Annotated in this window: 28 protein-coding genes and 1 pseudogene; 14 read left to right on the top strand and 15 right to left on the bottom strand. The window is 65.4% G+C overall.

Annotated elements, in window-relative coordinates; all coding sequences use genetic code 11:
- Window positions 1-19 precede the first annotated feature (19 nt).
- Complete coding sequence (locus tag EJI00_RS13935; protein ID WP_126748102.1) at window positions 20-892, bottom strand: NAD(P)-dependent oxidoreductase; 873 nt, start codon at window positions 890-892, stop codon at window positions 20-22.
- A 126-nt stretch (window positions 893-1018) separates the two neighbouring features.
- Here EJI00_RS13935 and EJI00_RS13930 point away from each other — a divergent pair, with 126 nt between their 5' ends.
- Window positions 1019-1351 carry a winged helix-turn-helix transcriptional regulator gene (locus EJI00_RS13930; protein ID WP_126748101.1) on the top strand — a complete coding sequence of 111 codons (333 nt, stop codon included), beginning with the start codon at window positions 1019-1021 and terminating at the stop codon, window positions 1349-1351.
- A 13-nt stretch (window positions 1352-1364) separates the two neighbouring features.
- Here the strand turns inward: EJI00_RS13930 and EJI00_RS13925 are convergent, their stop codons facing one another.
- The gene (locus tag EJI00_RS13925) at window positions 1365-1832 is read right to left on the bottom strand and encodes a winged helix-turn-helix transcriptional regulator (RefSeq protein WP_055803119.1); all 468 of its coding nucleotides are present in this window, start codon (window positions 1830-1832) and stop codon (window positions 1365-1367) included.
- A 128-nt stretch (window positions 1833-1960) separates the two neighbouring features.
- On the opposite strand from EJI00_RS13925, the gene EJI00_RS13920 reads away from it, so the two are divergent.
- The gene (locus EJI00_RS13920; RefSeq protein ID WP_126748100.1) at window positions 1961-3262 is read left to right on the top strand and encodes a D-amino acid dehydrogenase; all 1302 of its coding nucleotides are present in this window, start codon (window positions 1961-1963) and stop codon (window positions 3260-3262) included.
- Window positions 3263-3577: 315 nt separating this feature from the next.
- Here the strand turns inward: EJI00_RS13920 and EJI00_RS13915 are convergent, their stop codons facing one another.
- On the bottom strand, window positions 3578-4660 hold the full coding sequence (locus EJI00_RS13915; protein ID WP_126748099.1) for an aromatic ring-hydroxylating oxygenase subunit alpha: 1083 nt from the start codon (window positions 4658-4660) through the stop codon (window positions 3578-3580).
- A 347-nt stretch (window positions 4661-5007) separates the two neighbouring features.
- On the opposite strand from EJI00_RS13915, the gene EJI00_RS13910 reads away from it, so the two are divergent.
- The 3 genes from EJI00_RS13910 to EJI00_RS13900 are packed head-to-tail and all read left to right on the top strand — an operon-like array spanning window position 5008 to window position 7430.
- Window positions 5008-6033, top strand: coding sequence for an ABC transporter substrate-binding protein (locus tag EJI00_RS13910; RefSeq protein WP_126748098.1), 1026 nt, complete (start codon window positions 5008-5010; stop codon window positions 6031-6033).
- Between the two features lie 20 nt (window positions 6034-6053).
- Window positions 6054-6575 (top strand): nucleoside deaminase, encoded by a 522-nt coding sequence (locus tag EJI00_RS13905; protein WP_126748197.1) that lies wholly within the window; start codon window positions 6054-6056, stop codon window positions 6573-6575.
- A 24-nt stretch (window positions 6576-6599) separates the two neighbouring features.
- Window positions 6600-7430 (top strand): urease accessory protein UreD, encoded by an 831-nt coding sequence (locus EJI00_RS13900; RefSeq protein ID WP_126748097.1) that lies wholly within the window; start codon window positions 6600-6602, stop codon window positions 7428-7430.
- 4 nt (window positions 7431-7434) lie between these two features.
- On the opposite strand, the gene EJI00_RS13895 is transcribed toward EJI00_RS13900, so the two are convergent.
- The 8 genes from EJI00_RS13895 to EJI00_RS13860 all read right to left on the bottom strand — a co-directional run bounded on the left by EJI00_RS13895 (window position 7435) and on the right by EJI00_RS13860 (window position 14143).
- On the bottom strand, window positions 7435-8268 hold the full coding sequence (locus EJI00_RS13895) for an alpha/beta hydrolase (RefSeq protein ID WP_126748096.1): 834 nt from the start codon (window positions 8266-8268) through the stop codon (window positions 7435-7437).
- Window positions 8269-8301: 33 nt separating this feature from the next.
- Complete coding sequence (locus tag EJI00_RS13890) at window positions 8302-8649, bottom strand: DUF1161 domain-containing protein (protein ID WP_126748095.1); 348 nt, start codon at window positions 8647-8649, stop codon at window positions 8302-8304.
- A 153-nt stretch (window positions 8650-8802) separates the two neighbouring features.
- Complete coding sequence (locus EJI00_RS13885) at window positions 8803-9222, bottom strand: sel1 repeat family protein (RefSeq protein ID WP_126748196.1); 420 nt, start codon at window positions 9220-9222, stop codon at window positions 8803-8805.
- 120 nt (window positions 9223-9342) lie between these two features.
- On the bottom strand, window positions 9343-10608 hold the full coding sequence (locus EJI00_RS13880; RefSeq protein ID WP_126748094.1) for a glutamate carboxypeptidase: 1266 nt from the start codon (window positions 10606-10608) through the stop codon (window positions 9343-9345).
- A 125-nt stretch (window positions 10609-10733) separates the two neighbouring features.
- The gene (locus EJI00_RS13875; protein ID WP_126748093.1) at window positions 10734-10940 is read right to left on the bottom strand and encodes a YbdD/YjiX family protein; all 207 of its coding nucleotides are present in this window, start codon (window positions 10938-10940) and stop codon (window positions 10734-10736) included.
- Window positions 10941-10948: 8 nt separating this feature from the next.
- Entirely contained in the window at window positions 10949-13015 is a 2067-nt protein-coding gene (locus tag EJI00_RS13870) for a carbon starvation CstA family protein (protein WP_126748092.1), read from the bottom strand.
- 133 nt (window positions 13016-13148) lie between these two features.
- On the bottom strand, window positions 13149-13637 hold the full coding sequence (locus EJI00_RS13865; protein ID WP_260590722.1) for a C40 family peptidase: 489 nt from the start codon (window positions 13635-13637) through the stop codon (window positions 13149-13151).
- Window positions 13638-13774: 137 nt separating this feature from the next.
- Complete coding sequence (locus tag EJI00_RS13860) at window positions 13775-14143, bottom strand: DsrE family protein (protein ID WP_126748091.1); 369 nt, start codon at window positions 14141-14143, stop codon at window positions 13775-13777.
- A gap of 55 nt (window positions 14144-14198) precedes the next feature.
- Here EJI00_RS13860 and EJI00_RS13855 point away from each other — a divergent pair, with 55 nt between their 5' ends.
- The 3 genes from EJI00_RS13855 to EJI00_RS13845 are packed head-to-tail and all read left to right on the top strand — an operon-like array spanning window position 14199 to window position 16179.
- Window positions 14199-15209: an AraC family transcriptional regulator gene (locus tag EJI00_RS13855; RefSeq protein ID WP_126748090.1), complete on the top strand. Its 1011-nt coding sequence runs from the start codon at window positions 14199-14201 to the stop codon at window positions 15207-15209.
- Window positions 15210-15255: 46 nt separating this feature from the next.
- Window positions 15256-15504 carry an AraC family transcriptional regulator gene (locus EJI00_RS13850; RefSeq protein ID WP_260590721.1) on the top strand — a complete coding sequence of 83 codons (249 nt, stop codon included), beginning with the start codon at window positions 15256-15258 and terminating at the stop codon, window positions 15502-15504.
- A 36-nt stretch (window positions 15505-15540) separates the two neighbouring features.
- Window positions 15541-16179: a dihydrofolate reductase family protein gene (locus tag EJI00_RS13845; RefSeq protein ID WP_126748089.1), complete on the top strand. Its 639-nt coding sequence runs from the start codon at window positions 15541-15543 to the stop codon at window positions 16177-16179.
- A 3-nt stretch (window positions 16180-16182) separates the two neighbouring features.
- On the opposite strand, the gene EJI00_RS13840 is transcribed toward EJI00_RS13845, so the two are convergent.
- Together EJI00_RS13840 and map are read right to left on the bottom strand one after the other, a co-directional pair.
- Window positions 16183-16554 (bottom strand): VOC family protein, encoded by a 372-nt coding sequence (locus EJI00_RS13840; protein ID WP_126748088.1) that lies wholly within the window; start codon window positions 16552-16554, stop codon window positions 16183-16185.
- Between the two features lie 70 nt (window positions 16555-16624).
- Window positions 16625-17371, bottom strand: coding sequence for a type I methionyl aminopeptidase (map, locus tag EJI00_RS13835; RefSeq protein WP_126748087.1), 747 nt, complete (start codon window positions 17369-17371; stop codon window positions 16625-16627).
- A 147-nt stretch (window positions 17372-17518) separates the two neighbouring features.
- Here map and EJI00_RS13830 point away from each other — a divergent pair, with 147 nt between their 5' ends.
- The 6 genes and pseudogenes from EJI00_RS13830 (at window position 17519) to EJI00_RS13805 (ending at window position 21521) form a co-directional block, all read left to right on the top strand.
- A complete protein-coding gene (locus tag EJI00_RS13830; protein ID WP_126748086.1) occupies window positions 17519-18013 on the top strand; it encodes a helix-turn-helix transcriptional regulator in 495 nt (164 codons plus the stop codon).
- Window positions 18010-18417, top strand: a complete 408-nt coding sequence (locus EJI00_RS13825) for a VOC family protein (RefSeq protein WP_126748085.1) — start codon at window positions 18010-18012, stop codon at window positions 18415-18417. Before EJI00_RS13830 ends, EJI00_RS13825 begins: the two co-directional genes overlap by 4 nt.
- 88 nt (window positions 18418-18505) lie before the next feature.
- Window positions 18506-18835: pseudogene (locus tag EJI00_RS13820) on the top strand (nuclear transport factor 2 family protein); the annotation flags it as partial.
- Window positions 18836-18963: 128 nt separating this feature from the next.
- Window positions 18964-19524 (top strand): hypothetical protein, encoded by a 561-nt coding sequence (locus tag EJI00_RS13815; protein WP_126748083.1) that lies wholly within the window; start codon window positions 18964-18966, stop codon window positions 19522-19524.
- Window positions 19521-20711: a PrsW family intramembrane metalloprotease gene (locus EJI00_RS13810; protein ID WP_126748082.1), complete on the top strand. Its 1191-nt coding sequence runs from the start codon at window positions 19521-19523 to the stop codon at window positions 20709-20711. The genes EJI00_RS13815 and EJI00_RS13810 overlap by 4 nt, the downstream gene beginning before the upstream one ends.
- Before the next feature lie 15 nt (window positions 20712-20726).
- A complete protein-coding gene (locus EJI00_RS13805) occupies window positions 20727-21521 on the top strand; it encodes an extensin family protein (RefSeq protein ID WP_126748081.1) in 795 nt (264 codons plus the stop codon).
- Window positions 21522-21543: 22 nt separating this feature from the next.
- Here the strand turns inward: EJI00_RS13805 and EJI00_RS13800 are convergent, their stop codons facing one another.
- A complete protein-coding gene (locus EJI00_RS13800; protein ID WP_126748080.1) occupies window positions 21544-22329 on the bottom strand; it encodes an SDR family NAD(P)-dependent oxidoreductase in 786 nt (261 codons plus the stop codon).
- Window positions 22330-22383: 54 nt separating this feature from the next.
- Window positions 22384-23013 (bottom strand): DUF938 domain-containing protein, encoded by a 630-nt coding sequence (locus EJI00_RS13795; protein ID WP_126748079.1) that lies wholly within the window; start codon window positions 23011-23013, stop codon window positions 22384-22386.
- Window positions 23014-23174: the final 161 nt, after the last annotated feature.

Here is a 23174-nt window from a genome sequence, read left to right as displayed (position 1 = left end):
TTAGCCCCAAACAGGCCCTTCAGCTGCGCAGCAGCTTGATCAGCGCGGCGAGCTCCTCGCCATCCAGCCCCGCTGCATCGGCCCGCTGGAACAACCCTGCCGCGAACGCCGGAAACTCTGTGTTGATGCCGGCCTGCTGCGCGGTCTGCAGGATGCGCTGGGTCGCTTCCACCGAAATGCGCATGGGGCTTTGCGATATCGCGAAATTGCCCGACTGGATGACGCTGCCTTCGTGCTGCAGGAACCCGGCGAAGGTGGGCATGATGCCCGCCACGATGCGGCCGTATTCCGCCACGTCGAAGCCCTCGTGCTCGGCCACGCGCGCGCCGTGCAAGAAGCCGAGCATGGTGCCGTAGATGGTTGAGAGCGTGGCCAGGTCCATGGCCGCGGCGGCGCTCGCCTTTTCGCCCAGGTACACGATGCCGCCGCCCAGCACGCCGAGCAACGGCTCGGCCGCGCGAAACACATGTTGTGCACCCGACATGAGAATGGGCGTGTCGGGCTGCCCCATCTGGTCGGGCGCGGCCTGTATGGCGCCGTCGAGGTAGATCGCGCCCTGGCGGTGTGCCCAGGCTTCGGCATTGCGCGCGTCCTGCGGACTGCCGGTGGTGAGCTGCACCAGCAGGCGGCCGTCCATTGCCGCGGCCACGCCCTCGGCGCCAAGAATCGCGTCGGCCGCGCGGTAGTCATACACGCACATCAGTGCCACCGGGCTTGCGCGCAAGGCTTCGGCGGCACTGCGCGCGAGCACGGCACCGCGGCCCACCAGCGCCGCTGCCTTGTCGGCCGTGCGGTTCCACACCGTGACCTTGTAGCCCTTGTCGAGGTAGAGCCGTGCGATGGTCACGCCCATCGATCCCAGGCCCAAGACGGTAATGTCCTTGTTGCTCATGCCAGTCGTCCGCAAGTTGTGAAGAGGCCTGCATCGTAGGAATTGCACTCTCCAACGGTCAAGTACCTACAATAAAGTGAGGTACTTACCAAAACATATGTATTGAACCAGCAAGGGCAAGAACGGATGAAAGCCAAAAAACCCTACAACTGCGGCATCGGCCCCGCGTTCGAGGTCATCGGCGGCAAGTGGAAAGCCGTGATCCTTTGGGAGCTTCATGCGCAGCCGCGCCGCTTCGGCGAGCTGAAGCGGCTCTTGCCGGACATCAGCGAGAAGATGCTGATCCAGCAACTGCGCGAACTGGAGGCGGACGGCATCGTGCACCGCGAGGTGTTCCACGAAGTGCCGCCGCGGGTGGAGTATTCGGAGACGAAGCTCGGCGCATCGCTCAATGCCGCGCTTGGGCCGCTGGCCGATTGGGGCGACCGCTACGCCAAGCGCGCGAGCGCGGCGCGCTGAACGGCGGCAGTACTCAACGGTCGACCGCGAGCATCAGCGTTTCCTTGATTTCTTCCATCACCACGTAGCTGTGCGACTCGGCCGCCACGGGCAGCTTCTTGAGAATGTCGCCCAAGAGGTGCCGGTACTCGCTCATGCCGCTCAGGCGCGCCTTCACCAGGTAGTCGAAGCTGCCCGAGACCAGGTGGCACTCGAGCACCTCGGGCATGTGGAGCAGTTCCTTGCGGACCTTGTCGAACACGTCGCCCGACTTGGCGGAAAGCTTGATTTCGACGAACACCAGCAGCGTCTTGCCCAGCGCCTCGGGCGACACATGCGCGTGGTAGCCGCTGATGACGCCTTCGCGCTCCATGCGCTTCACGCGTTCGGCGCAAGGCGATGCCGACAGGCCGATGCGCTCGGCCAGTTCGGTCATGGAAATGCGGCCCTGGCGCTGCAGCAGGTCGAGGATCTTGCGGTCGATGCGGTCGAGTTCGGGCATTTCACTCCTCGCAGGGCATTGGGCAAAAGTTTTCAGTGACTTTCACTGAAAGCCGCTTGAAAACGATGAAATCCACCGCATTGTGCGCCTTAGATTTCGTGTATTCACCTTCAATCTGGTAAATATCCATGAAAGTCATCGTTCTTGGCGGCGGCGTGATCGGCACCACGACGGCCTACTACCTCGCGCGCTCCGGCGCCGACGTGACGCTGCTCGACCGGCAGGCCGGCCCGGCCGAAGAAACCAGCTTCGGCAACGCCGGGCAGGTGTCGCCCGGCTACTCGACGCCATGGGCCGCGCCGGGCATTCCGCTGAAGGCGATCAAGTGGATGTTCCAGAAGCACGCGCCGCTGTCGATCCGCCCGGACGGCACGCTGTTCCAGCTGCGCTGGATGGCGGCGATGCTGCGCAACTGCTCGCCGGAGCGCTACGCGGTGAACAAGGAACGCATGATGCGCGTGGCCGAATACAGCCGCGGCTGCCTGCAGCAACTGCGCGCCGAAACGGGCCTTCAATACGAACAACGCACCGGCGGCACGCTGCAGCTGTTCCGCACTCAGGCGCAGCTCGATGCAGTGCAGCGCGACATTGCGGTGCTCGAGGAATGCGGCGTGCCCTACGAACTGCTCGACCGCGATGCGCTCGCGCGTGTTGAGCCGGCGCTGGCCGGTGCGCGCGACCGGCTCTCGGGCGGCCTGCGCCTGCCGAACGACGAAACCGGCGACTGCCACCTGTTCACTCGCGGCCTTGCCGACATCGCGCGCGGCCTGGGCGTGGACTTCCGCTTCGGCCAAACCATCGACGGACTGGAGACCGACGGCGGCCGCATCACCGGCGTGCGCACCAAGGCAGGCAAAATTCTTACGGCCGACCGCTACGTGATGGCCTTCGGCAGCTATTCGCGTGCGGCCATCGCATCGCTGGGGCTGGACATTCCGGTGTATCCCGTCAAGGGCTATTCGCTCACCGTGCCGCTCGTTGACGAGTCGCTGGCGCCGCAATCGACCGTGCTCGACGAGACCTACAAGGTGGCGGTCACGCGTTTCGACAACCGCATTCGCGTGGGCGGCATGGCCGAGCTCGGCGGTTTCGACCTGCGGCTGAACCCGCATCGCCGCGCCACGCTAGAGAAGGTGGTGAGCGACCTGTTCCCCGGCGGCGATCTACCGCGCGCCACCTTCTGGACTGGCCTGCGCCCGATGACGCCCGACAGCACACCCATCGTCGGCACCACGCGCTACCCGAACCTGTTTTTGAACACGGGCCACGGCACGCTGGGGTGGACGATGGCATGCGGCTCGGGCAAGCTGATCTCCGACCTCGTGACGGGTCAGCGGCCGGAGATTCGCACGGACGGGCTGGCGATAGACCGCTATACGCAAGGGACGTCGCGCGCGGCGCGTCCGAATCCTGCGACTGCTGCGGTCTGAGGCCTGAGGCCTGCGGTTTTGGGGCTGCTGTTCGGGGCTTGTGCAAAGGCCACCGGGTACTCCCCTCCGCGAATGTCCCCCGGGGCTGCGCCCCTCCTCCTTTATTTCGCTGCGCGGAGCACCCGATGCCCTGTGCACCGGGGCACGCTGCTGGTGGGCGGCCGATCAACGACCACCGTTCATCACGCACACGTCGATGGGGTGCCTTGCGCAGCGAAATAAAGGAGGAGGCCGCAGGCCGGGGGACATTCGCGGAGAAAGGTACCCCGTCGGCGGGTGCGCCGCCCTGAACAACACCAACAGCGCCAAAAAAACTCAGGCAGCCTTCGCAATCGGAATGGCCACAGCGTTCATTCCGCGATAAACCTCCGCCTCGCCATGCTTCGCAAGCAACTGCATCAGGTGCTTGCGTATCAGCATCCCCGGCCGATCGGACTCCATCGAATATTCGACACCGCGCCGCCGCGTGTCGACCAGCGCATCGGGATCGGTTGATTCGAGGATGTCCTTGTCCTCGCGCGTGATCTCCTCGTCGAAGTCGATCAGCATCTGCGCCGCGCAATCGGCCTCGGTGTCGTTGCGGAACAGCCATTGGCACAGCTGCATGCGGCCATCGTCGATGGGTGTGAAGCAGTTGATGATGATGTGCCGCACGCCGCTCGGGTATTCGATGTCGAGCCGGCGCGAGAACGGCAAGAAGTAAGCGTTGCGCATGTGGCGCGTGGTGATCGGGTCAGTCACGCCGCTGATGGCGTGAAACTTGACCGGGTTGGCCGCCTCGATCACCGTCTCTGCGTAGAAGCCGCCCTCGTTTTCTACCAGTACGTACTTGCTCGGCTTCGGGCTCGCCGCCACGCCGAAAGTCGCGCGGTGCACAAAGCTGAAGTGCGAGTTGTCGAACGAATTTTCCAGCGCGCGCATCGGGCTGGTCTGCCACTCTTCATGGAACTGGAAGATGGTGCGGTAGCCCGGGTCGGTGAATTCCGGAATCGCCGGAATGTCCGCAAGCGGTTCTTCCAGCGCCACCCATGCATAGCCGTAGCGGGCGGTGCAGCGGTAGGCGGTCGTCTTGTACTCCGGCGAAATCTTGCGGTCGGGCTCGTACTGCGGAATGCGGATCACCTGCCCGCTGCGGTCGTAGGTCCAGCCGTGATAACCGCATTGGATGGCGCCCTGCCCGCAGGCCCTGCCTTCGCCGTCGACGCACCAGCCCTTCGAAAGCTTGGCCGTGCGATGGCAGCAGCGGTCGCGCAGCGCAGCGGGCTGGCCGTCGGCATCGATGAAGAGAACGATGTCTTCGCCCAGCAGCGTGAAGGGCTTGGGGCCGTGGGCCAGGTCGGCAAGCGGCATGACGGCATGCCAGAACTTGCGGAAGACGGGTTGTTGGGTAACGAGCATGCGTGAACTCCTTCTGTTGTTGCGCGTGGGTACGAACGAACGTGAAAGAGCAATTTCCTGCCGCGGGGGCTGAACGCTTCTACTCTGCGCCACTTGCCATGCAAATTGCGCGCCCGCATTGTGGCGCGCGACGGCGCATCTTCCAAGCCCCTGCCCAGCCCCTGATTGCAATGCCCGAGCAAAAGACCGTGGCATGCGGCTTGGCATGGCTCGTGCATGAACTTGCGCAAGAGTAGAAGCGTTCAGCAGCGCACGCACCACCGTTGTGCGCCCGCCCGGAAATTGCTCTTGAAGTGCCTCCTGCCTTGGGCGGGAGGGTTCAAGACCCGAGAATTCCGAGGCCCCACATGCAACGTCGATTCTTTCTTGCGGCCAGTGCCGCCACCCTTGCCGCTCCTGCTGTGTTCGCCCAGGGCGGCGGCAAGCTGACCTCGCTCAAGTTCACGCTCGACTTCCGCATCAACGGCCAGACCGCGCCGTTCTTTCTTGCGCACAGCAAGGGCTACTACAGGGACGAAGGCCTGGACGTCACCATCGACACCGGCGCCGGCTCTGTCGCGTCGATCACGCGCATCGCGAGCGGCGTCTACCAGCTGGGCCTGGGCGACATCAGCTCCCTGGTCGAGTTCAATGCGCAGAACCCGGGCACCCCGATGGTGCAGGCCGTGTACCAGTACTACAACCGCGCACCCTTCGTGATCATCGGCCGCAAGGACCGCGGCGTGACCGGCGACTTCAAGAGCCTTGCGGGCAAGAAGGTGGCCGCGGCAGCCGTCGAATCGACCCGCCGCGCCTGGCCGATGGTGGCGCGCAAGCAAGGCATGCGCAGCGATGCCTTCCAGTGGCAGACCACCGACTTCAGCGCGCGCGACAACGTGATGGTGCGCGGCGACGTCGATGCAGCCACTTACTTCCATGACTCCGCCATATCGCTCTTCGCGCGCATGAAGCCCGGGGAGCTGTCGGTGCTCAAGTATTCGGACGCGGGCGTCGACCTGTACGGCAACGCCATTCTTGCGAGCAGCAACCTCATCGCGCAGAACCCCAGGCTGGTTGCGGCCTTTCTGCGCGCCACCAACCGCGCCATCGTCGAGACCTTTGCCAACCCGGCGCCCAGCATCGCGGCCATGCGCCAGCGCGAACCCATCCTCGACGAAAAGATGGAGCTCGAACGCTGGGGCGTCACCGCGCAATACGTGGGCGCGGCGGACACGCGGGGCCACGGCCTGGGCGACATCAAGAAGCTCACACTGGAGCAGCAGGTCGACGAAGTCGTCGACGTATTCGGCCTCAAGGTCAAGCCCGCGTCCGACGCCATCTTCAACACATCGATGCTGCCATCGCGCAGCGAACGCACCCTTTCCAGGACATGAGCCAAGACATTACCCAAGGCATGAACATCAGCAACAGCCACACCGTACCCCCTGAAGAAAACACACTCGACGAGCGCGACGAACGCTACCTGCGCAAGGCCATCGTCTGGTCGCACGCGGCACGCAGGCGCGGCAACCGACCCTTCGGATCGGTCATCGTCTCGGCCGCCGGCGAAGTGCTGGCCGAGGCCGGCAACAGCAACACCGAAACCGGCGACTGCACCGCGCATGCGGAGGTGAATGCGCTACGCGCGCTGGCCGGGAAAGGCCTCACGCGCGAAGAGCTTGCGGGCGCCACCATCTATGCATCGGGCGAGCCCTGCGTGATGTGCGCGGGCGCCATCTTCTGGTCAAACATCGGCCGCGTGGTGTTCGGCATCGACGCCGAGCGGCTGCGCGTGTTCCGCGGCGAGCGGCAAGACCAGCGCGACGCGGAGCTGTCGTGCCGCGATGTGTTTCGCGCATCGCCGCATCCTATCGAGTGCATCGGGCCTGCGTTGCTCGACGAGGCGAGCGCCGCGCATGACGGAGCATGGAAGTAAAGGACGCCCGACTAGACTCCAGGGATGCCCTGGCACGCCCACCTACATCTCGACTACCGACAGGAATCCGCTCGCAGCGTTGCGCGCTTTCGCCATGACGGGCCGCTGCGCATCCTGCAGAGCCTCTATCCCGAAGGCGATGCGATCTGCCACAACGTGCTGGTGCATCCACCGGGCGGGCTGGTAGGCGGCGACACACTGGACATCGACATCGAAGCGGCGGACGGCAGCCACGGGCTCATCACCACACCGGGTGCTTCGCGCTTCTATCGTTCCGAAGGCGAACTGGCGCTGCAGCACACGCGCATCCGGCTCGCCCAGGGTGCGCGGCTCGAATGGCTGCCGCTCGAGGCCATCTGCTACAGCGGCTGCAAGGCCGAGAACCGCCTCACCATCGAGGCCGAGCCCGGCGCCGAGATGATCGGCTGGGACGTGACCGCTTTGGGCTTGCCCAACGCGAACCAGCCCTTTGAACGCGGTACGTATCTGCAGCACATCGAAGTGCCGGGCATCTGGCTGGAGCGCGGGCGCATCGACGCGGCCGACGAGCGGTTGCTGCAAAGCCCGCTGGGCTTCGGAGGGCATCGCTGCATTGCATCGCTGTTCTTCGTGTCGGGTACGCCGGCCGCGCGTGCGCGGCGCGAGGCACTGCTGGCGCTCGCACGCTCGGCCATCGATGCGCACGGCCTGCAAGAGAGCGCGGGCGCAACCAGCCCGCATGCGGAGATCGTCGTGCTGCGCGTGCTCGCGCCGGTGGTGGAGCCCGCCATGCAGCTGCTGCGGCAAGTGTGGCAGGCATGGCGCGCGGAGCTGTGGCAGTTGCCTGCAAGCTCGCCGCGCATCTGGTCCACCTAGGCCGTCAAGCGGCCTTCGGCTCCGGAAGGATGGCCGTCAGCGCAAAGTCGACGAGGTGGAGCCAGGTCGCTTCCAGGCCCATGATGCTGTGATGGTCGGAGGCTGGAACGGTCTGCACGGAGATAGGTGTCGGCCATGCGGCGATGAGCTTCTGCGAGCGTTCGGGCAGCACCACATCGTCATGCTCGGCCAGCAGCACCTGCGTCTTGGCGGCCACCTCCTTGCAGTGCGTCAGCGAATCGAAGCGATGCCGCAGCAGCAATGAAAGCGGCACGAGCGGAAAGCGCCGCTTGGCCACTTCCAGCATCGAGTCGTAGGGTGTGACCAGTTGCAGGCTCGAGAACTCCTGCTGCGCCACCAGCTGGATGGCCACGCCCGTGCCCAGGCTGCGGCCGACCACATGCAGGCGCGCCTGCGGAAAGGCCTTGCGCAAGTGCCGCGCAAACTGGATGGCGTCTGCCACGGAGGCAATCTCGGAGGGATGGCCCTGCGAATCGGCCACGCCGCGGTAATTGACAGCGGCAAAGCCGAAGCCTTCCGGTAGCCAGTGCAATGCCTGCGCGGTGGCCCGCACGTCCTCGCCCCGGCCGGCAAAGTAGATGAAGAGGTCTTGCAGCGCCTCTTCGCCATGCGGGTGATAGACATACCCGCGCACCATGCCGCCCGGCACCGTGTGCGAGTAGGTGGAAAAGTCGTCGGACAGATGAACGACGGGAAGCTTGCGGGCGTTGAACAGAATGTGCCCCTGGCGGGTTGCCAGCAGCGTCCAGTACGCCGCGATGCCGCCAACGGCGGCGGCCGAAGCCGAGAGTGCGATGCGGAAGGCTTTGGATGACAAGGTTTTCTCCGGAAGAGGCTTTGCGCCGGGCGGCTACTTCTTGCAGTCGCCGCCGACGGAAACCGTGCCGTCCTTGCATTCGGTCAGGATGCGTTCGTCGCCCGCGCGCGGAGGCGCGCCGTTCAAGGCTGCATCCGGTGCGGGTGGTGCAGGTGGTGCGCCTTCGCGCTGGTAAACGATCTTCTTGCTGCCGAGCTCGCAGCTGCCCACCACCTGGCCGCTCGCCTCGGCGTTGGCGTCGACGGTGGCTACGGTGAACCGCGTGACGCCGGCGGCGGCAATCTTCGATTCGATCTGGGTACGCAGCGCTTCGCAGTTTTCAGCGGCGGCGTTGGCGGTGCCCGCCGAAGCAAGCGCGATGTAAATCAACCAGGGTTTCATGATAAGTCTGTCTCGTACCGTGGGTACCGAGGGGTTTGCGAGCCAAGAGTCTAGCCCCGCATTTCCGGAAGAAGCATCCTCGCACACGCTCTGGTAACCGCAGGTCACGGTCGCCAGGATGCAGACTCATCCGTCAATCAACTTGTTCAAAGCCTATTCGCAAGCGCTTCTGCCCGCCGGAGACTGGCGCAGCCTGTTCAGAAAAATGAGCTGGGTCTTCGCCGTATCGCTGCCTTGCGACGCTGCCTTCATCATCCAGCCGCGGGCCTCGCAGCGGTCTGCCTTGACAGCCGATCCGTAAAGCGTGGGCCCCGCCAGAAGCACCATGCCGAGCATCTCCTGCGCCTCGGCACTGCCCTCACCGGCGGCTTGCCTGAGCTCATCGAGCATGGTGCGGTAGTCACGGGCGGTCTGTGCTTCGAGCGCCAGCTGAAACCGCTGCTCGGCATGCAAGACGATCTTCGGTTCCGCCGGCTGCGCCGCGGAGAGCGCCGCCGTCAGGCAAAGGCCGCCGGCCAGCACGATGCGCCAGCGCAGCGACCAGCTTGCGATTTGATTCAATTCGGATGCCATGTCGATGTTCTCCACCAGTTGTTTCGGTGGAGGGCATCGTGGCAGCAAGCGCTTGCAAAAAGAAACTGGAATTCACACAGGCGGCCTCAGGCCGCGCCTGAGGCCGCGCTTCATCTCGCCTCAGTTGGCGCTCAGGTCCATGAGCATGCGCGACAGCAAGTAGAGCCGCGGCACCACGCTTTCGACTTCGGCGTATTCGTCCGGCGTGTGGATGCCGCCACCCACGATGCCGAAGCCGTCGAGCACCGGCACGCCCACTCCGGCCACCAGGCTGGCATCGGCCGCGCCGCCGCTGCTTTCAATGGTGAGCTTCTTGCCGATCTCGGCGTAGATGCCCTCGGCCATGGCCACGAGCTTGTCCGACGCAGGCGAGCGCGGCATCGGCGGCAGGCCGCGGACCAGCCGCACGCGCACCTCGGTCTCGGGAATCAGCTTGTTCTGCGAGATGCGGACCAGGTCCTTCTCGACGCGGTCGAGCTCTTCGGGCGTGGCGGCGCGCACATCTGCCTTTGCGCTTGCCGTGGCGGGAATCACGTTGGTCGGCCCGTTGGCATTGAGCACCGTGAAGTTGACCGTGGTCTTCTTCGCCGCATCGCCCGTCTTCGCCAGCTGCAGCACCTGGTGCGCCACCTCCATGGCCGCATTGCGGCCCGCCTCGGGCGCAACGCCCGCGTGCGAGGCGAGCCCCTTCACTTCGATGAGCGCCGTGGCCGAGCCCTTGCGCTCCACCACGAGCCCGTCGGCGGGACGGCCCGGCTCCAGGTTCAATGCCACATCGTGCTGCTTGGCAATACGCTCGATGAGCGCGCTGGTGCCCATCGACCCCACCTCTTCGTTCGTGTCGATGAGGAAGGTGATCTGCCCATAGTCCTTGAAGCCGATCTTCTGCAGGATCTTCAACGCCTGTAGCCCGGCGACCACGCCGCCCTTGTTGTCCATGACGCCGGGGCCATACGCACGCCCATCCTTGATGTAGAACGGCTTGGCCGCGGCCGTGCCGTCCTTGAACACGGTGTCGATGTGGGCGAGGATCAGGATCTTCTTCTTGCCCTGGCCGGTGATCGTGGCGACCACGTTGGTGCCGGGATGCGGCTCCGCCGGAAAAGTCTCGATGCGCGCGTCGAGCTTGCGCAGCTCTGCAACCACGATTTCGCGCACCTTGTCGAGCCCCTCGGTGTTGGCCGAGCCGGAGTCGATGTTGACCATTTGCTCCAGCAGCTTCAGCGCTTCTTCCTTCTGCTGCGTGGCCGCGTCCAGCGCACCCTGGTGCGGCTTCTGCGCCATGGCGGCGCCAGCGAACAGCACGCAAGCCAGTACTGCGCTCTGGCAGGCGGCGCGCAATGGCGCGGGTGTGGTGAAGTGATGGCGCTTGTGAAGAAGAGTCATGGATTCCGTTCTGTTGTTCGTTCGAGCTTGGACGAAAGAAAGCCCGCTTACGCGGGCTCCCTCAGGCTATCACCCGCATTCCGCGCGGGTCAAGCGAACAGAACGGACGGACGGGCGCCGTCGGCCTAGCAGCAGCGCCCTTTGCCCGCGCCGTAGCGCGCTTCGAGGCGCTCCCGGAAGAAAGCCTCGTAGCTCATCGGCGGCTGGCCCGGATGCGTGGCCGCCATGTGGCTCAGGTAGGCGTCGTAATCGGGCAGCCCGACCATGAGCCGCAGCGACTGCTTGAGCGAGCGGGCAAAGTAGCGCCCGGCTTCCGGCAATGCGAGGGCCATGGCCGTGCTCAGCGCGCGGCCGATGCGGCCATCGGTTCGAACGGCGTTTCTTGCGCGGTCGGCCGGTTGGCCGCGCGCGCCGCAAGGCATGCCTTCACGCTGTACACCAGCACGCTCAGCACCACGAACATGAAAAGTGCGCACAGCGCCGCGTCGAGCCGGTCGTTGAAGACGATGCGCGACATGGCTTCGGTGGTCTTCGCAGGCGCCACCAGCACGCCGTTGGCAAGGCCTTCGGTGTACTTGGCCGCGTGCGAGAGAAAGCCGATCTTCGGGTCGGGCGAGAAGATCTTCTGCCAGCCGGCCGTGAGCGTGCAAGCCAGCAGCCATGCGGCCGGCGCAATGGCCACCCACGCATAGCGCTCGCGCTTCATGCGGAACAGCACCACCACGCCGAGCAGCAGCGCCACCGCGGCCAGCATCTGGTTGGAGATGCCGAAGAGCGGCCACAGCGTGTTGATGCCGCCCAGCGGATCGACCACACCCTGGTAGAGAAAGTAGCCCCACGCGGCCACGCACAGCGCCGTGGCAAACAGGTTGGCGGGCAGCGAATCGGTGCGCTTGAGTGCGGGCACGAAGCTGCCCAGCAGGTCTTGCAGCATGAAGCGGCCTGCGCGAGTGCCGGCGTCCACGGCCGTGAGGATGAACAGCGCCTCGAACAGAATCGCGAAGTGGTACCAGAAGGCCATCATGGCCTGCCCGCCGATCACCTGGTGAAGGATGTGGGCCATGCCCACGGCCAGTGTCGGCGCGCCGCCCGCACGGCCGAGGATGGTGGTTTCGCCCACGTCCTTGGCCGTTTGCACCAGCATCTCGGGCGTGACCACGAAGCCCCAGTTCGAGATGGCTTGCGCCGCCTGTTGCGCGGTGCTGCCCACCAGCGCGGCCGGGCTGTTCATTGCAAAGTAGATGCCCGGCTCGATGCACGACGCCGCCACCAGCGCCATGACCGCAACGAACGATTCGGCCAGCATGCCGCCGTAGCCGATGAAGCGCGCGTGGCGCTCGTTGTCGAGCATCTTGGGCGTGGTGCCCGAAGAGATCAGCGCATGAAAGCCCGACACCGCGCCGCAGGCGATGGTGATGAACAGGAACGGGAACAGGCTGCCCGACCACACCGGGCCGTTGCCTTGCGCAAACTGCGTGACGGCCGGCATCTGCAGCGTGGGCATGACAAACACGATGCCGATGGCCAACGCGATGATCGTGCCGATCTTCAGGAAGGTCGAAAGGTAGTCGCGCGGCGCCAGCAGCAGCCACACCGGCAAGCTCGCGGCAATGAAGCCGTAGCCCACGAGCATCCAGGTGAGCGCCTTGCCGTCGAAGGTGAAGAGCGGCGCCCACTCGGGGTTCTGGCTCACGGCCTGGCCGCCGAAGATGGCGAGCATCAGCAGCACGAAGCCGATCAGCGACACCTCGCCGATGCGCCCCGGACGAATGAAGCGCAGGTACACGCCCATGAAGAGCGCCACCGGAACGGTGGCCGCCACCGTGAAGGTGCCCCACGGCGATTCGGCCAGTGCCTTCACCACGATCAGCGCCAGCACCGCAAGGATGATGATCATGATCATGAAGGTGCCGAAGAGCGCGATCATCCCGGGCACCACGCCCATCTCCTGCTTGACCAGGTCGCCGAGCGAGCGGCCGTCGCGCCGCGTGGAGATGAACAGGATGATGAAGTCTTGCACCGCGCCCGCGAACACCACGCCCGCCAGCACCCACAAGAGGCCGGGCAGGTAGCCCATCTGCGCCGCGAGTACCGGGCCCACCAGCGGGCCGGCACCGGCAATGGCCGCGAAGTGGTGGCCGAACAGCACGTTCTTGTCGGTGGGCACGTAGTCGAGCCCGTCGTTGTGGCGGTGCGCCGGCGTCTTGCGGTTGCCGTCCAGCACCAGCACCTTCTCGGCGATGAACAGGCTGTAGTAGCGGTAGGCGATCAGGTAGGTGCAGATCGCGGCGGTCACCACCCAGAGGGCGTTGACGCTTTCGCCGCGCGTGAGGGCGACGGTGCCCAGCGCAAAAGCGCCGAGCACGGCCACGGCGAGCCACACCAGGTGGCGGCGGATGCTGTGCATGGGAATGTCTCCTGGAATTGAACCCGGGAGTGTTCCGCGTCAGCCCCGAGCCCGCATCCGTCGCACCGCGCGGCCCGCGTGCGTGGCTTTGCGTAATGGAAAACCCGGAGAAAACCCCGGAGGCCGCCCGAATTCAGAGCCGGCGCACCTGCACCGGCTGGCGCGACCAGTACACCCCGTCGAGCCGGTCGAGCCGAACCTCGCCGCCGGTGGACGGCGCATGCACGAACTGCCCCGCGCCCACATAGATGCCGGCATGCGAAGGCGTGGACGCGCCAAAGAGCACCAGGTCGCCCGATCGGATGTCGGACGCCGGCACCGGCCGGCCGAACCCGGCCAAACGGGCCACCGTGCGCGGCATGGCCTGGCCGGCACTGTTCTTGTACACGTAACCGATGAGGCCGCTGCAATCGAACCCGCCCTCGGGCGTGTTGCCACCATAGCGGTACGGCGTGCCGACCAGGCCGAGCGCATGGATCGCCACGCCGTTCGATTGCTCGGCCGTCAGGGGTGAGGTGCTGTAGGTGCCTGTCGAAGGCGGCAGGCGAGGGCTTGCGCAGCCCAGCGCCAGGAGGCAGGCGCCAATGGGGAGCAGACGAAGCAGCCGGAGCGGCAAAGGCATGCGGGAACGTGGCGTAGGTGCGGGTGCGTCTTGCAAGTCTTGCATGTGGAATGGCGGGTCTTGTGGACGTGGCCAGACTCTAACGCGCCCAGCCCACTGACCGCGGACACCGGCGGCCTCCCTCTGCGCCGCTTTGCCTAGAAGCTCAACGTCGCCGCCCCCCGCTTGATCAGCTCGTGCATCACGCTGGAGCCGGCGATGACCACGCCCTCCAGCAGGTTCTCCTGCGTGTAGCCGCGGCTCTTCACGCAGGGCGTGCAGGCCCAGAGCGTGCCGCCTCGCGAAAGAAAGTCGCGCAGCATGTCCGCCAGCGGGTCCAAGGGCTTGACGTGCGTCATGTCGGACGCGCCGCGCCGCACGAGATCGACACCCGCGCTGGTGAGAAAAATGGAAACCTTCAGCCCCGACGTCATGCCGCCAAGGGCAATGACCAGTCCGACGGAGGACAATTCATGGTCGATGCCATGCGTGATTACAACGACCAGATCGCGTGTCTCGGTGTTCATAGGGGTCTCCATCGAATGAGTGGAGTCAGCGTACGCTTCATGCCGGAGGCAGGCCATGACCAAAATGCCGGAAGTCTTGACCCAAACATCGCCGGGTCGGTCGGGGGACATGCTGTCGGACCTGCTCGAGAGCATGCATGTCACCGGCATGGTGCTGTTCCGCGCCGAGTTCCGTGAGCCCTGGTGCGTGACGAGCGTCGATTCGGACCAGATGGCCGCGATGCTCGCGCTCGGTTCGAGCCGCGTGATTCCCTTTCACATCATCGGCTCCGGCAGTTGCCGGATCGAGCTGCCCGAGCGCGAACCCATGCGGCTGAACAGCGGCGATGCCGTGCTGCTGCCGTATGGGGGCGTTCACCGCCTGAGCGGCGGCGACGCCACGGCGCCGGTGCACATCGGCCAGCTGCTGCCGCAGCTTCCGTGGGCCGGCATGCCGCTGGTGGAGCATGGCGGGGCCGGCGGGGCCACCAGCGTCATCTGCGGATTCATACGCTGCGACGAACTGCTGTTCCACCCCGTGCTGCGGCACCTGCCCGACGTGCTGCACATCACGCCGGACACCACGCCGGCCGACCACTGGCTGGCCACCACCATCCGCCATACCGTGACCGAGGCCAGCAAGCCCCAGCCCGGATGGCGCAGCATGCTGCCGCGCCTCACCGAACTGATGTTCGTGGAAATCCTGCGCAAGCACATGCAGGGCCTCTCGGCTGACGAGGTGGGCTGGTTCGCGGCGTACAACGACGCCGTGGTCGGCTCTGCCCTGAAGCTGCTGCACGCGGCGCCGATGGAGGACTGGAGCCTCGAAAGCCTGGCGCGCGGCGTGGGCGTGTCGCGCACCGTGCTGAGCGAACGGTTCAATCACTTTCTCGACCAGCCGCCGATGCAATACCTGGCGCACTGGCGCCTGCAGCTGGCCGCCAAGCACTTGAAGAGCAGCGAACTGCCGATCAAGATCATTGCCGACCACGCGAAGTACGAGTCGGAGGCAGCCTTCAGCCGAGCGTTCAAGCGGCGCTTCGGCGTGCCGCCGGGCGACTGGCGGCGAAGGCAGGCGGCGGGCTGATCGGAACAGTGAACGGCGCCATGGCATCTGTTTGCAAAGAGTCTGCATGAAATCAGCAGGGTTGAAGGGCACCGTCTCCATCGAGCTCGTGCACGAGGCAATACACGCCGCGGCGCTCAGGAACATGGACATCAGCTGCGTGCTTGAAAGCGCAAAGCTGGATCGCGATCTGCTGAACGCTCCGCGCGCCCGCATTTCGGCCGCGGCCTATTCGCGCATGTGGGTGGCCTTGGCCCGAGTCCTTGGCAGAAAACGAGGTTTTATTGTCATTGCCGAGTCAATGCACAGCCCCTAGACTCGCCGCTCCAACGCACAGCAAGGGGGCAAGGGCATGTCAAAGCTTCGCTTCAGGATCTCGATTTCGCTGGACGGGTTTGTCGCCGGTCCGCACCAAAGCTTGCAGGAGCCGCTCGGGGTTGGCGGCGAGAAATTGCATGAATGGGTGGTCCAGCTCGAGGCCTGGCGCCGGCCGCACGGCCTGGATGGCGGCGTGGTGAACGAGAGCACGGCGGTGATGGAAGATGAACTCGTCAACATCGGTGCGACCATCATGGGCCGCAACATGTTCGGCGGCGGCCCGGGGCCGTGGGACGACAGCAATCCCTGGAACGGCTGGTGGGGCCGCAATCCGCCGTTTCGTCACCCGGTGTTTGTGCTGACCCACCACGCGCGCGAACCCTTGATGATGGAAGGCGGCACGAGCTTCACCTTCGTGACCGACGGCATCGAAAGTGCACTGGACCAGGCCCGGCGCGCAGGCGGAAAGGACGTGGCACTGGCGGGCGGGGCCAACGCCGCGCAGCAGTACCTGAAAGCCGGCCTCGTCGATGAAATGCAGCTGCACCTTGCGTCGATCTTGCTCGGCGGTGGGGAACGCCTGTTCGACGGCGTCGACACCCTGCATTCCCTTGCCCTGGTGAAGACGGTCGCGGCGCCGAACGTGACCCACCTGAAATTCGCGAGAAAGTAGAAGCTACCGCAATGGCTGCTGCACAAGCTGCAGCTCGTTGCCGGAAGGGTCGCGCAGCGTCGCAAGAATGCCGCCCCATGCTTGCTGCTCCGGAAGACCGGAAAATGCAACGCCGAGCGAGGCGAGCTCGTCGTACTTCGACTGAACGTCCGTAACGTCGAACGACAGACCAGTGAAGCGCCCGATAAGGGCCTGGTCTTCCGCGGGGGCATCCGCATCGACACGCTCGACGACCAGGCTCATCGGTCCTGCGTCGAACACGCGAAAGCCCTCTTCGCTTCGCGGCGACTTGAGCTGCAAGCCAAGCAGCTCTTCGTAGACGCGGGACGCGCCTGGCAGGTCTCGAACAAAAATGCGTGCGGTGCGAAGCTGCATGGTCTCTCCTGGCGAGCGTTGGTGGATGGCTAAGTCATACGAGAAACGGAGGGCGAATCCTTGCTTGCAATCAGTGCAGCGTCACGACGATGGGAGCACCCTTGGTGATGATCATCGTGTGTTCATACTGCGCCGACAAGTTTTCGCTTGCGCCTGCGAGCGTCCAGCCGTCAGGCGCTTCCGTCACGATGCGGCTCTTGGTCGAAAGAAACGGTTCAATGGTGATGACCATTCCTTCTTGCAGAATGCGTTTGTCCGAGGGGTCGAAGTAGCCGGCGATGTGTTCCGGCTCTTCATGCAGCGCACGGCCGACGCCGTGGCTTCCGAGGTTTTCGATGACCTTGAAACCGTAGGCCTTTGCAGTGCGCTCGATGGCCGCGCCAATGGCGTTGATCGGTTGCCCTGCCCTGGCGCTCTTCATTGCTTCGGCAAGGGCCGTGCGCGTTGCGTGGCAGAGGCGGGTCTTCTGCGGGTTGGTCGGCGGCACCACTCTGGTTCCGCCGGTATCGGCAAAGTAGCCGTTGAGCTCCGCCGACACATCGATGTTCAGGACATCCCCTGCCTTGATGATCCGGTCCCCGGGTATTCCGTGCGCCGCCTCTTCATTGATGCTGATGCACGTCGCTCCAGGAAATTTGTATGTCAGCCTCGGTGCGGACCGCGCGCCCTGTTCTTCCAGCAGCTGCTCGCCCAGCGAGTCGAGTTCACGCGTGGTCATGCCAGGTTCTGCGGCATCGAGCATCTGGTGCAGCACGAACGAGACGATTCTGCCGATCCGTTTCAATGCTGCGACGTCGTCCTGGGTTTCGATGGTCATCTGAGGTATTTATGGAAGATTCGGTTGGAAGGTCTTTTTGGCTGGCGCATGGGCCTTGGAGGGCATTATCCGGTACCTGTGGCGCCGTTGCGCGCCAAACAAACCAGGGAGAGCCTTGAGCGTGAATCTGCATCTTCAGGGGGGCGCGTGAGCGAAGCCCCTGCCCTTCAAGACCCCGGTCTGCTGCGCCGCCTGCTGCGCGCAAAAGACCGTATGGACGCCGCATCGCACGAAGAATGGCCCGTGGGCCGGCTCGCGGAGGTAAGCGGCGTGTCCGAAGCCCACTTCGCGCGATCGTTCAAGCAGGCCTTCGGCATTCCGCCGCACCGCTATCTGCTCACCCGGCGCATCGAGCGCGCGATGGCCTTGCTGCGCGAAACCGACCGGCCCATCACCGACATCGCCTTCGACACCGGCTGGGCGAGCCTGGGCACCTTCGGGCGCACCTTTCGCGACATTACCGGCCACAGCCCGAGCGCGGTGCGCTCGCAAGGCAAGCAGGCGGTGCGCGAGCTCGGCCCGGTGCCCGAGTGCATCGTGAGCGCCGCGCGCCGGCCCGGACTCACGACCGCAGTTTCGGAGAAGCGGCGCCAGGCGGCAAACGGTAAAAACACGCCCGAACAAACACAGGAGAGTTCATGAAGCAGGGCATTGATGTCGTCGGTTTGTATGTGCGCGATCAGGATGAAGCGCTTGCGTTCTATGTAGACAAGCTGGGGTTTCGTGTTCACACGGACGTGGGCAACGGCGGCTATCGCTGGCTCACGGTGCAGCACCCGGAGCAGCCGTCGTTCCAGCTTGGGCTTTTTCTGCCCGGCCCGCCGGTGCACGATGAGGCAACGGGCCAGGCGCTGCGCGCCATCGTGGCCAAGGGTGCGATGCCCCCGCTGGTTCTCACGGTGGCCGACTGCCGCGCGGCCTATGCCCGGATGCTTGCCCTGGGGGTGGAGTTCACGCAAGAGCCGGTGGAGCGTTACGGCACCGTGGACGCCGGCTTTCGCGATCCGTCCGGAAACGGGTGGAAGATGATCCAGGGCCGCGGCTGAGGGCCCACGGCATGCCATCGCATGGCCGCGCGGGCTTGCTAAAGTCCGCGCATGTTCAGATCAAGGCTTTCACTGGCGTTCGCCGCACTCCCCTGTGACGCAAGCGCAGGTCGGCGCGCTGTTCGACCGCTGGAACGATTCGCTGCGCACGCTGGACCCGGACAAGGTCACCGCCAACTACGCACCCGACGGCGTGCTGCTGCCCACCGTGTCGAACAACCCGCGGGGCACGATCGACAAGCGCATCATCCGCATCGGTTGCAACGTGGCGCAAGACGTGGGGACCTATACCTTCAAGTTCAAGGACGGCACATCGGTGCACGCGCGCTACACCTACGTGTATGAGCTGGTGAACGGCCAGTGGCTCATCGCCCATCATCACTCGTCGGCAATGCCCGAGGCCGTTGCGGGCAAGTAAACGGCCGCACGCGCTGCCGCCGGAGATGCGCGCGGGGCTCCTCCTCACCGGCATTTCCAGCGCCAGCGGATGATCGTCGTGCGCCAGGGGCGATGCAAGAGCAGCCCGCCGTGTGGCACGATAAAAGCATGCTCGAGCCCTCACGCCGCATTCCATACCGCACCTGGCCAGGCGCGCTTGCCGTTCTGCTTGCCATTGCGGGGTATGTCGGCGGGCTGAAAATGTGGGACAGCCGCACGCCGGGCAGCCGGCCGCTGCCCGCGGGCGAAACGGCCGCTGTCGGGCATGCGCGGTTCGTTCCTGCCGAAGGGTGGGAAATGGACGTGTCCCGCTCCAGGGCGGGCAGGTCCCTGATGCTGTTCAAGGGCGGCCACAAGTTTTTGGTGACGACCGGACCGTGGGCGGGCGGGCCCGACGGGCCGATGACGCGGCAGCAAAGGTTGATGGAGCGCGGCCAGGGCCTGCAGATCGACGGCGACGTGTCCGGCTTTGTCACGCCGTGGGGCCTGCAGGGCAAGACCTTTGCCTACTACGGGTCGAAGCTGGCGGGGCGGTTCTGGCAGGTGGTCGACCTGCAGCGCCGCTCGCTGGTGCAGATCGACGTCTACGGCGCGAGCGACGGCTTGAACGAGGCAATGGCCGACGCGCGCAGCATGCTCGAGTCGATGGACCTGGAGGCTCCGCAGTGAACCTCGAACTCGCCGACCAACAGGATCGCGCCGAATGGCCGGTGGGCACCGACTCGTTCTTCCAGCCGCGCCGCGCGGCCTTCTGGCTGCTGGCGGCGCTGATCGTCAACGGGTTGTTCTACACCTTCAACATGTTCTCGGTGGGGTTCCGGGTCGTTCCCATCACTGCGTTGCTGGGGCTCCTGGTGTGGGGCATCTACACGCTGGTTTTTCTGCTGGTGTTTCGCACGCTGGACCTGCTCGAGCAGCATCCGCCGGAAGCTTTTGTGCTCGCGTTTGCGTGGGGCGGCCTGGGTGCGGTCTACTTTGCCGCACCGGCGAACATCGCCATTCAAAGCCTGTGCGCCAAGCTGGTGTCGCCTGATTTCGTGGCGGTCTGGGGGCCGGCCATTGCGGGCCCGATCACCGAAGAGTTTTTGAAGCTGGCGGGCGTGGTGCTGCTGATTCTTGTGGCGCGCAACCAGTTCCAGACCTACCTTTCGGTGCTCATCGTCGGGGCCATGACGGGGCTGGGCTTCCAGGTGGTCGAAAACCTCACCTACACCGTCAACGCCTCCATGCACTTTCCGCTCGAGAACCAGGTGTACCCCGTGCTGCTGAACCTGCTGACGCGCGGGCTGCTGAGCGGGCTGTGGAGCCACGCGGCCTACACCACGATCGCGTCTTTCGGCGTCGCCTGGTTCCTGCTGCACCCCGAACGCCGCATGGCGGCAAGAATCGGCTGCGCCCTTCTGTGCTTTGCGCTGGCCTGGGCCATGCATTTCATCTGGAACTCGCCATGGCTCGAAGATCTTTTCGACGGCGGCTACGGCGAAATGGCGGTGCTGCTTGTCGTCAAGGGCATCCCCGCGATGATTGCCGCCGGTCTCTTCTGGCGCGTGGCCGCCCGTGAGAACGGCGCTTACCTGCACGCCCTTGCAGCCTACTTCGTGCCCGAGCGCGATCTGATCCGCGACGACGAATGGGTTCGCCTGGGCGCGCCGCTGTCACGCTACAGGGTTCGCATTGAAATGGGCTGGACCTTCGGCCTGCGCGCGCGGCGCCTGAAAACCCAACTGCAGCGCGAGCAACTGCGGCTCATCCGCAAGGCCATGACCTACGGGCGCGGAGCGCAGACGCTGCGGCACGAGGTGGCGATACGGCGGCTGCGCGCCATGCTCGATCCGCTCGTCGAAGCACGGCCCTGAAGCTGGCAGTGAACCATGGCCTTGTATCCTTCTGATGGCCCAGAAAAACCGGAGCCCTCGCGCCGCAAGCGCTGGCTCGGCACGGCGTTTGTGTGCGCCGTGATCGCTGCACTCTTGCTGGGCGCGTGGGCCGTCGCAACGGGCAGGCTGAACATTCCGGAGCGCTTCAATCCGTGGGCGCCGCTCGACGTTAGTGCGCCGCCCGACTGGCTGACCGGCTACAAGCTTTCGCGCGCCCGCACCGAGCCAGCGCGCTGCCTGGCCGCGCTGGCGCAAACCGGCATGCAGTACGACCTGCTGCCCGACCGAACCACCGCCCCCGGCTGCGGCTTCAAGAACGCGGTGAGGCTGCGCTCCGCCGGCGTGCGGCTGGGCACGGCGCCTTCGCTGAGTTGCCCCATGGCGCTGTCCTTCTTCATGTGGGAGAGGCACGCACTGCAACCCGCGGCCATGCAGCGCTTCGGCCAACCGGTGGCGGCCATCGACCACCTGGGCAGCTACGCCTGCCGCAACGTGAACCGCGGTGAAGGCGCCGTGCCGGGTGCGTCGCGCAGCCGCCATGCGACAGCCGATGCGCTCGACGTTGCCGGCCTGACGCTTGCCAACGGCCGCCGCATCACGGTGCTGCAGGCATGGCCTCGCGGCGGCTCCGCCGACGCGGCAAGCACCAGCGATCCGGCCGCCCTGCTGCTGCGCGACGCGCACCGCGGCGCCTGCCGGTTCTTCAACGGCGTACTCGGCCCCGACTACAACGCGGCACACCGGGATCATCTTCATCTGGAAACCGGCGGGTACGAGGTGTGCCGCTGACGGCGACGTCACCCAAAGCTGATCAGCCGGACTTGCGCAACGTTGGCAAGCCCACGCCGGCGGCATCGAAGCCGCCGTCTACCGCGAGCACCTGGCCGTTGATGAAGCTGGCCTCGTCGCTGCACAGAAAGCCCACCGTGTTGGCCATCTCTTCCGTCGTGCCGTAGCGGCCCAGCGGAATGGTGTCGTAGTAGTCGGAGCGGATTGCCACGGTGTGCACGAGCTTGGCCATTTCGGTCTCGACCGGCCCCGGCGCGATCACGTTCACGCGCACGCCGGCATTGCCGAGTTCGACCGCATGCTGCTTGGTCAGATGAATGAGCGCCGCCTTGCTGGTGCCATACGCCACGCGCAGCGTGCTCGCGCGCAGGCCGGAAATGGAAGCGACGTTGACCACCGCGCCGCGCCCGCGCGCCACCATCAGCGCACCGAACGCCTGCGTGCACAGAAAAGCGCCGTCGAGGTTGGTGTCGAGCACCATGCGCCACTCTTCGAACGAAGTCTGCAGTACCGGCTTGAACACCGCCACGCCCGCGTTGTTGACCAGCGCATCGACATGGCCGAAGCGCTCGACCACGGCCTTGGCGGCGCTGGCGACCTGCGGCGGATTCGAGATGTCGCAGTGCAAGCCGAGCACCCTCTCGGGTTGAGCCAGATCGGCCACCGCCTGATCGAGCGTGGAGACATCGATGTCGAGCAGCGCGACGTTGTAGCCATGCGCGAGGAACCAGCGGCCGATGGCCAGGCCGATGCCGCGCGCACCTCCGGTGACGACAGCGACGCGAGACGGAGCGGAGAGATCAGTCATGGAAGTTTCTACCGTGAGCGGAGTAGTGCAGGCGGAATTGTGCGCCCGAGGGAGTCAGCGACCGAACACCAACAGCAGGTTGTTCGCAGGCATCGCATGGCGCTCACGCAACGCGAGGCCCGCTGCGCGCGCTTCGGCCGCCACGTCTTTCAGGCGGCGAATGCCCCAGGCAGGATTGCGTGAACGCAGGTCTTCATCGAAGGCGAGGTTGCTTGGTGCGGGCGCGGCGTCTTCTTCGAAGTAAGGCCCGTAAGTGATCAACGACCCGCCGGGAAGCAGATGCCGCGCGGCCCCTTGCATCAGCCCCGCGCATGCGGCCCAGGGTGCGATGTGCAGCATGTTGGCGCAGTAGATCGCGTCGAACTTCGTTTCTTCGTCGCCTTGGCCGAACGCAGCGCCTTGCGGTAGCCATTGCGGCGCCATCACGTCGAGCAGGAGCGGCGGACGGAGATTGGGCAGTGCGGCTTTTTCGACGCGCGCCTCAAGAGCGGGGAGCATGCGGGCATCCGCGTCGGTAGGCTGCCATATCCATCGGGGCATTGCCGTTGCAAACCAGGCAGCGTGCTGGCCTGTGCCGGATGCGATTTCCAACGCGGCGCCGCGCTCGCCGAGGATGCGTGTCAATGCTTCGAGGATGGGCTGCTTGTTGCGGTCGGCGGCTGGACTGTGAGGTAAATCGGGCATTCTGGAATCGGTGCGGATGGAATGATCTGGAGGGTATCAGGACGAGGTTCGCTCGACGATGTGAGCGGATCGGCACCGAATTTGAGCGACTCGGCGCTTTGCGCGCCCTGAATGCGTGCCTAAACTCACTTCCTTGTCATTGTCCAAAAAGCAGAAAAGGA

The sequence above is a fragment of the Variovorax sp. DXTD-1 genome (assembly GCF_003984625.1).
GTDB lineage: Bacteria > Pseudomonadota > Gammaproteobacteria > Burkholderiales > Burkholderiaceae_C > Variovorax.
Note: the sequence above shows the minus strand (reverse complement) of the source record. Positions and strands in the feature narration are given on the sequence as shown.

What these genes read in the sequence shown, in the direction of transcription:
- EJI00_RS13805 (WP_126748081.1), top strand. Translation starts at nt 20,727, where the DNA reads ATGGCCTTGTATCCTTCTGATGGCCCAGAAAAACCGGAGCCCTCGCGC.
- EJI00_RS13915 (WP_126748099.1), bottom strand. Translation starts at nt 4,660, where the DNA reads ATGCTCGTTACCCAACAACCCGTCTTCCGCAAGTTCTGGCATGCCGTC.
- EJI00_RS13905 (WP_126748197.1), top strand. Translation starts at nt 6,054, where the DNA reads ATGAACATCAGCAACAGCCACACCGTACCCCCTGAAGAAAACACACTC.
- EJI00_RS13930 (WP_126748101.1), top strand. Translation starts at nt 1,019, where the DNA reads ATGAAAGCCAAAAAACCCTACAACTGCGGCATCGGCCCCGCGTTCGAG.
- EJI00_RS13800 (WP_126748080.1), bottom strand. Translation starts at nt 22,329, where the DNA reads ATGACTGATCTCTCCGCTCCGTCTCGCGTCGCTGTCGTCACCGGAGGT.
- EJI00_RS13910 (WP_126748098.1), top strand. Translation starts at nt 5,008, where the DNA reads ATGCAACGTCGATTCTTTCTTGCGGCCAGTGCCGCCACCCTTGCCGCT.
- EJI00_RS13845 (WP_126748089.1), top strand. Translation starts at nt 15,541, where the DNA reads ATGTCAAAGCTTCGCTTCAGGATCTCGATTTCGCTGGACGGGTTTGTC.
- EJI00_RS13855 (WP_126748090.1), top strand. Translation starts at nt 14,199, where the DNA reads ATGACCAAAATGCCGGAAGTCTTGACCCAAACATCGCCGGGTCGGTCG.
- EJI00_RS13840 (WP_126748088.1), bottom strand. Translation starts at nt 16,554, where the DNA reads ATGCAGCTTCGCACCGCACGCATTTTTGTTCGAGACCTGCCAGGCGCG.
- EJI00_RS13865 (WP_260590722.1), bottom strand. Translation starts at nt 13,637, where the DNA reads ATGCCTTTGCCGCTCCGGCTGCTTCGTCTGCTCCCCATTGGCGCCTGC.
- EJI00_RS13825 (WP_126748085.1), top strand. Translation starts at nt 18,010, where the DNA reads ATGAAGCAGGGCATTGATGTCGTCGGTTTGTATGTGCGCGATCAGGAT.
- EJI00_RS13815 (WP_126748083.1), top strand. Translation starts at nt 18,964, where the DNA reads ATGCTCGAGCCCTCACGCCGCATTCCATACCGCACCTGGCCAGGCGCG.
- EJI00_RS13870 (WP_126748092.1), bottom strand. Translation starts at nt 13,015, where the DNA reads ATGCACAGCATCCGCCGCCACCTGGTGTGGCTCGCCGTGGCCGTGCTC.
- EJI00_RS13900 (WP_126748097.1), top strand. Translation starts at nt 6,600, where the DNA reads ATGCCCTGGCACGCCCACCTACATCTCGACTACCGACAGGAATCCGCT.
- EJI00_RS13885 (WP_126748196.1), bottom strand. Translation starts at nt 9,222, where the DNA reads ATGGCATCCGAATTGAATCAAATCGCAAGCTGGTCGCTGCGCTGGCGC.
- EJI00_RS13925 (WP_055803119.1), bottom strand. Translation starts at nt 1,832, where the DNA reads ATGCCCGAACTCGACCGCATCGACCGCAAGATCCTCGACCTGCTGCAG.
- EJI00_RS13920 (WP_126748100.1), top strand. Translation starts at nt 1,961, where the DNA reads ATGAAAGTCATCGTTCTTGGCGGCGGCGTGATCGGCACCACGACGGCC.
- EJI00_RS13880 (WP_126748094.1), bottom strand. Translation starts at nt 10,608, where the DNA reads ATGACTCTTCTTCACAAGCGCCATCACTTCACCACACCCGCGCCATTG.
- EJI00_RS13875 (WP_126748093.1), bottom strand. Translation starts at nt 10,940, where the DNA reads ATGGCCCTCGCATTGCCGGAAGCCGGGCGCTACTTTGCCCGCTCGCTC.
- EJI00_RS13795 (WP_126748079.1), bottom strand. Translation starts at nt 23,013, where the DNA reads ATGCCCGATTTACCTCACAGTCCAGCCGCCGACCGCAACAAGCAGCCC.
- EJI00_RS13860 (WP_126748091.1), bottom strand. Translation starts at nt 14,143, where the DNA reads ATGAACACCGAGACACGCGATCTGGTCGTTGTAATCACGCATGGCATC.
- EJI00_RS13935 (WP_126748102.1), bottom strand. Translation starts at nt 892, where the DNA reads ATGAGCAACAAGGACATTACCGTCTTGGGCCTGGGATCGATGGGCGTG.
- map (WP_126748087.1), bottom strand. Translation starts at nt 17,371, where the DNA reads ATGACCATCGAAACCCAGGACGACGTCGCAGCATTGAAACGGATCGGC.
- EJI00_RS13850 (WP_260590721.1), top strand. Translation starts at nt 15,256, where the DNA reads ATGAAATCAGCAGGGTTGAAGGGCACCGTCTCCATCGAGCTCGTGCAC.
- EJI00_RS13890 (WP_126748095.1), bottom strand. Translation starts at nt 8,649, where the DNA reads ATGAAACCCTGGTTGATTTACATCGCGCTTGCTTCGGCGGGCACCGCC.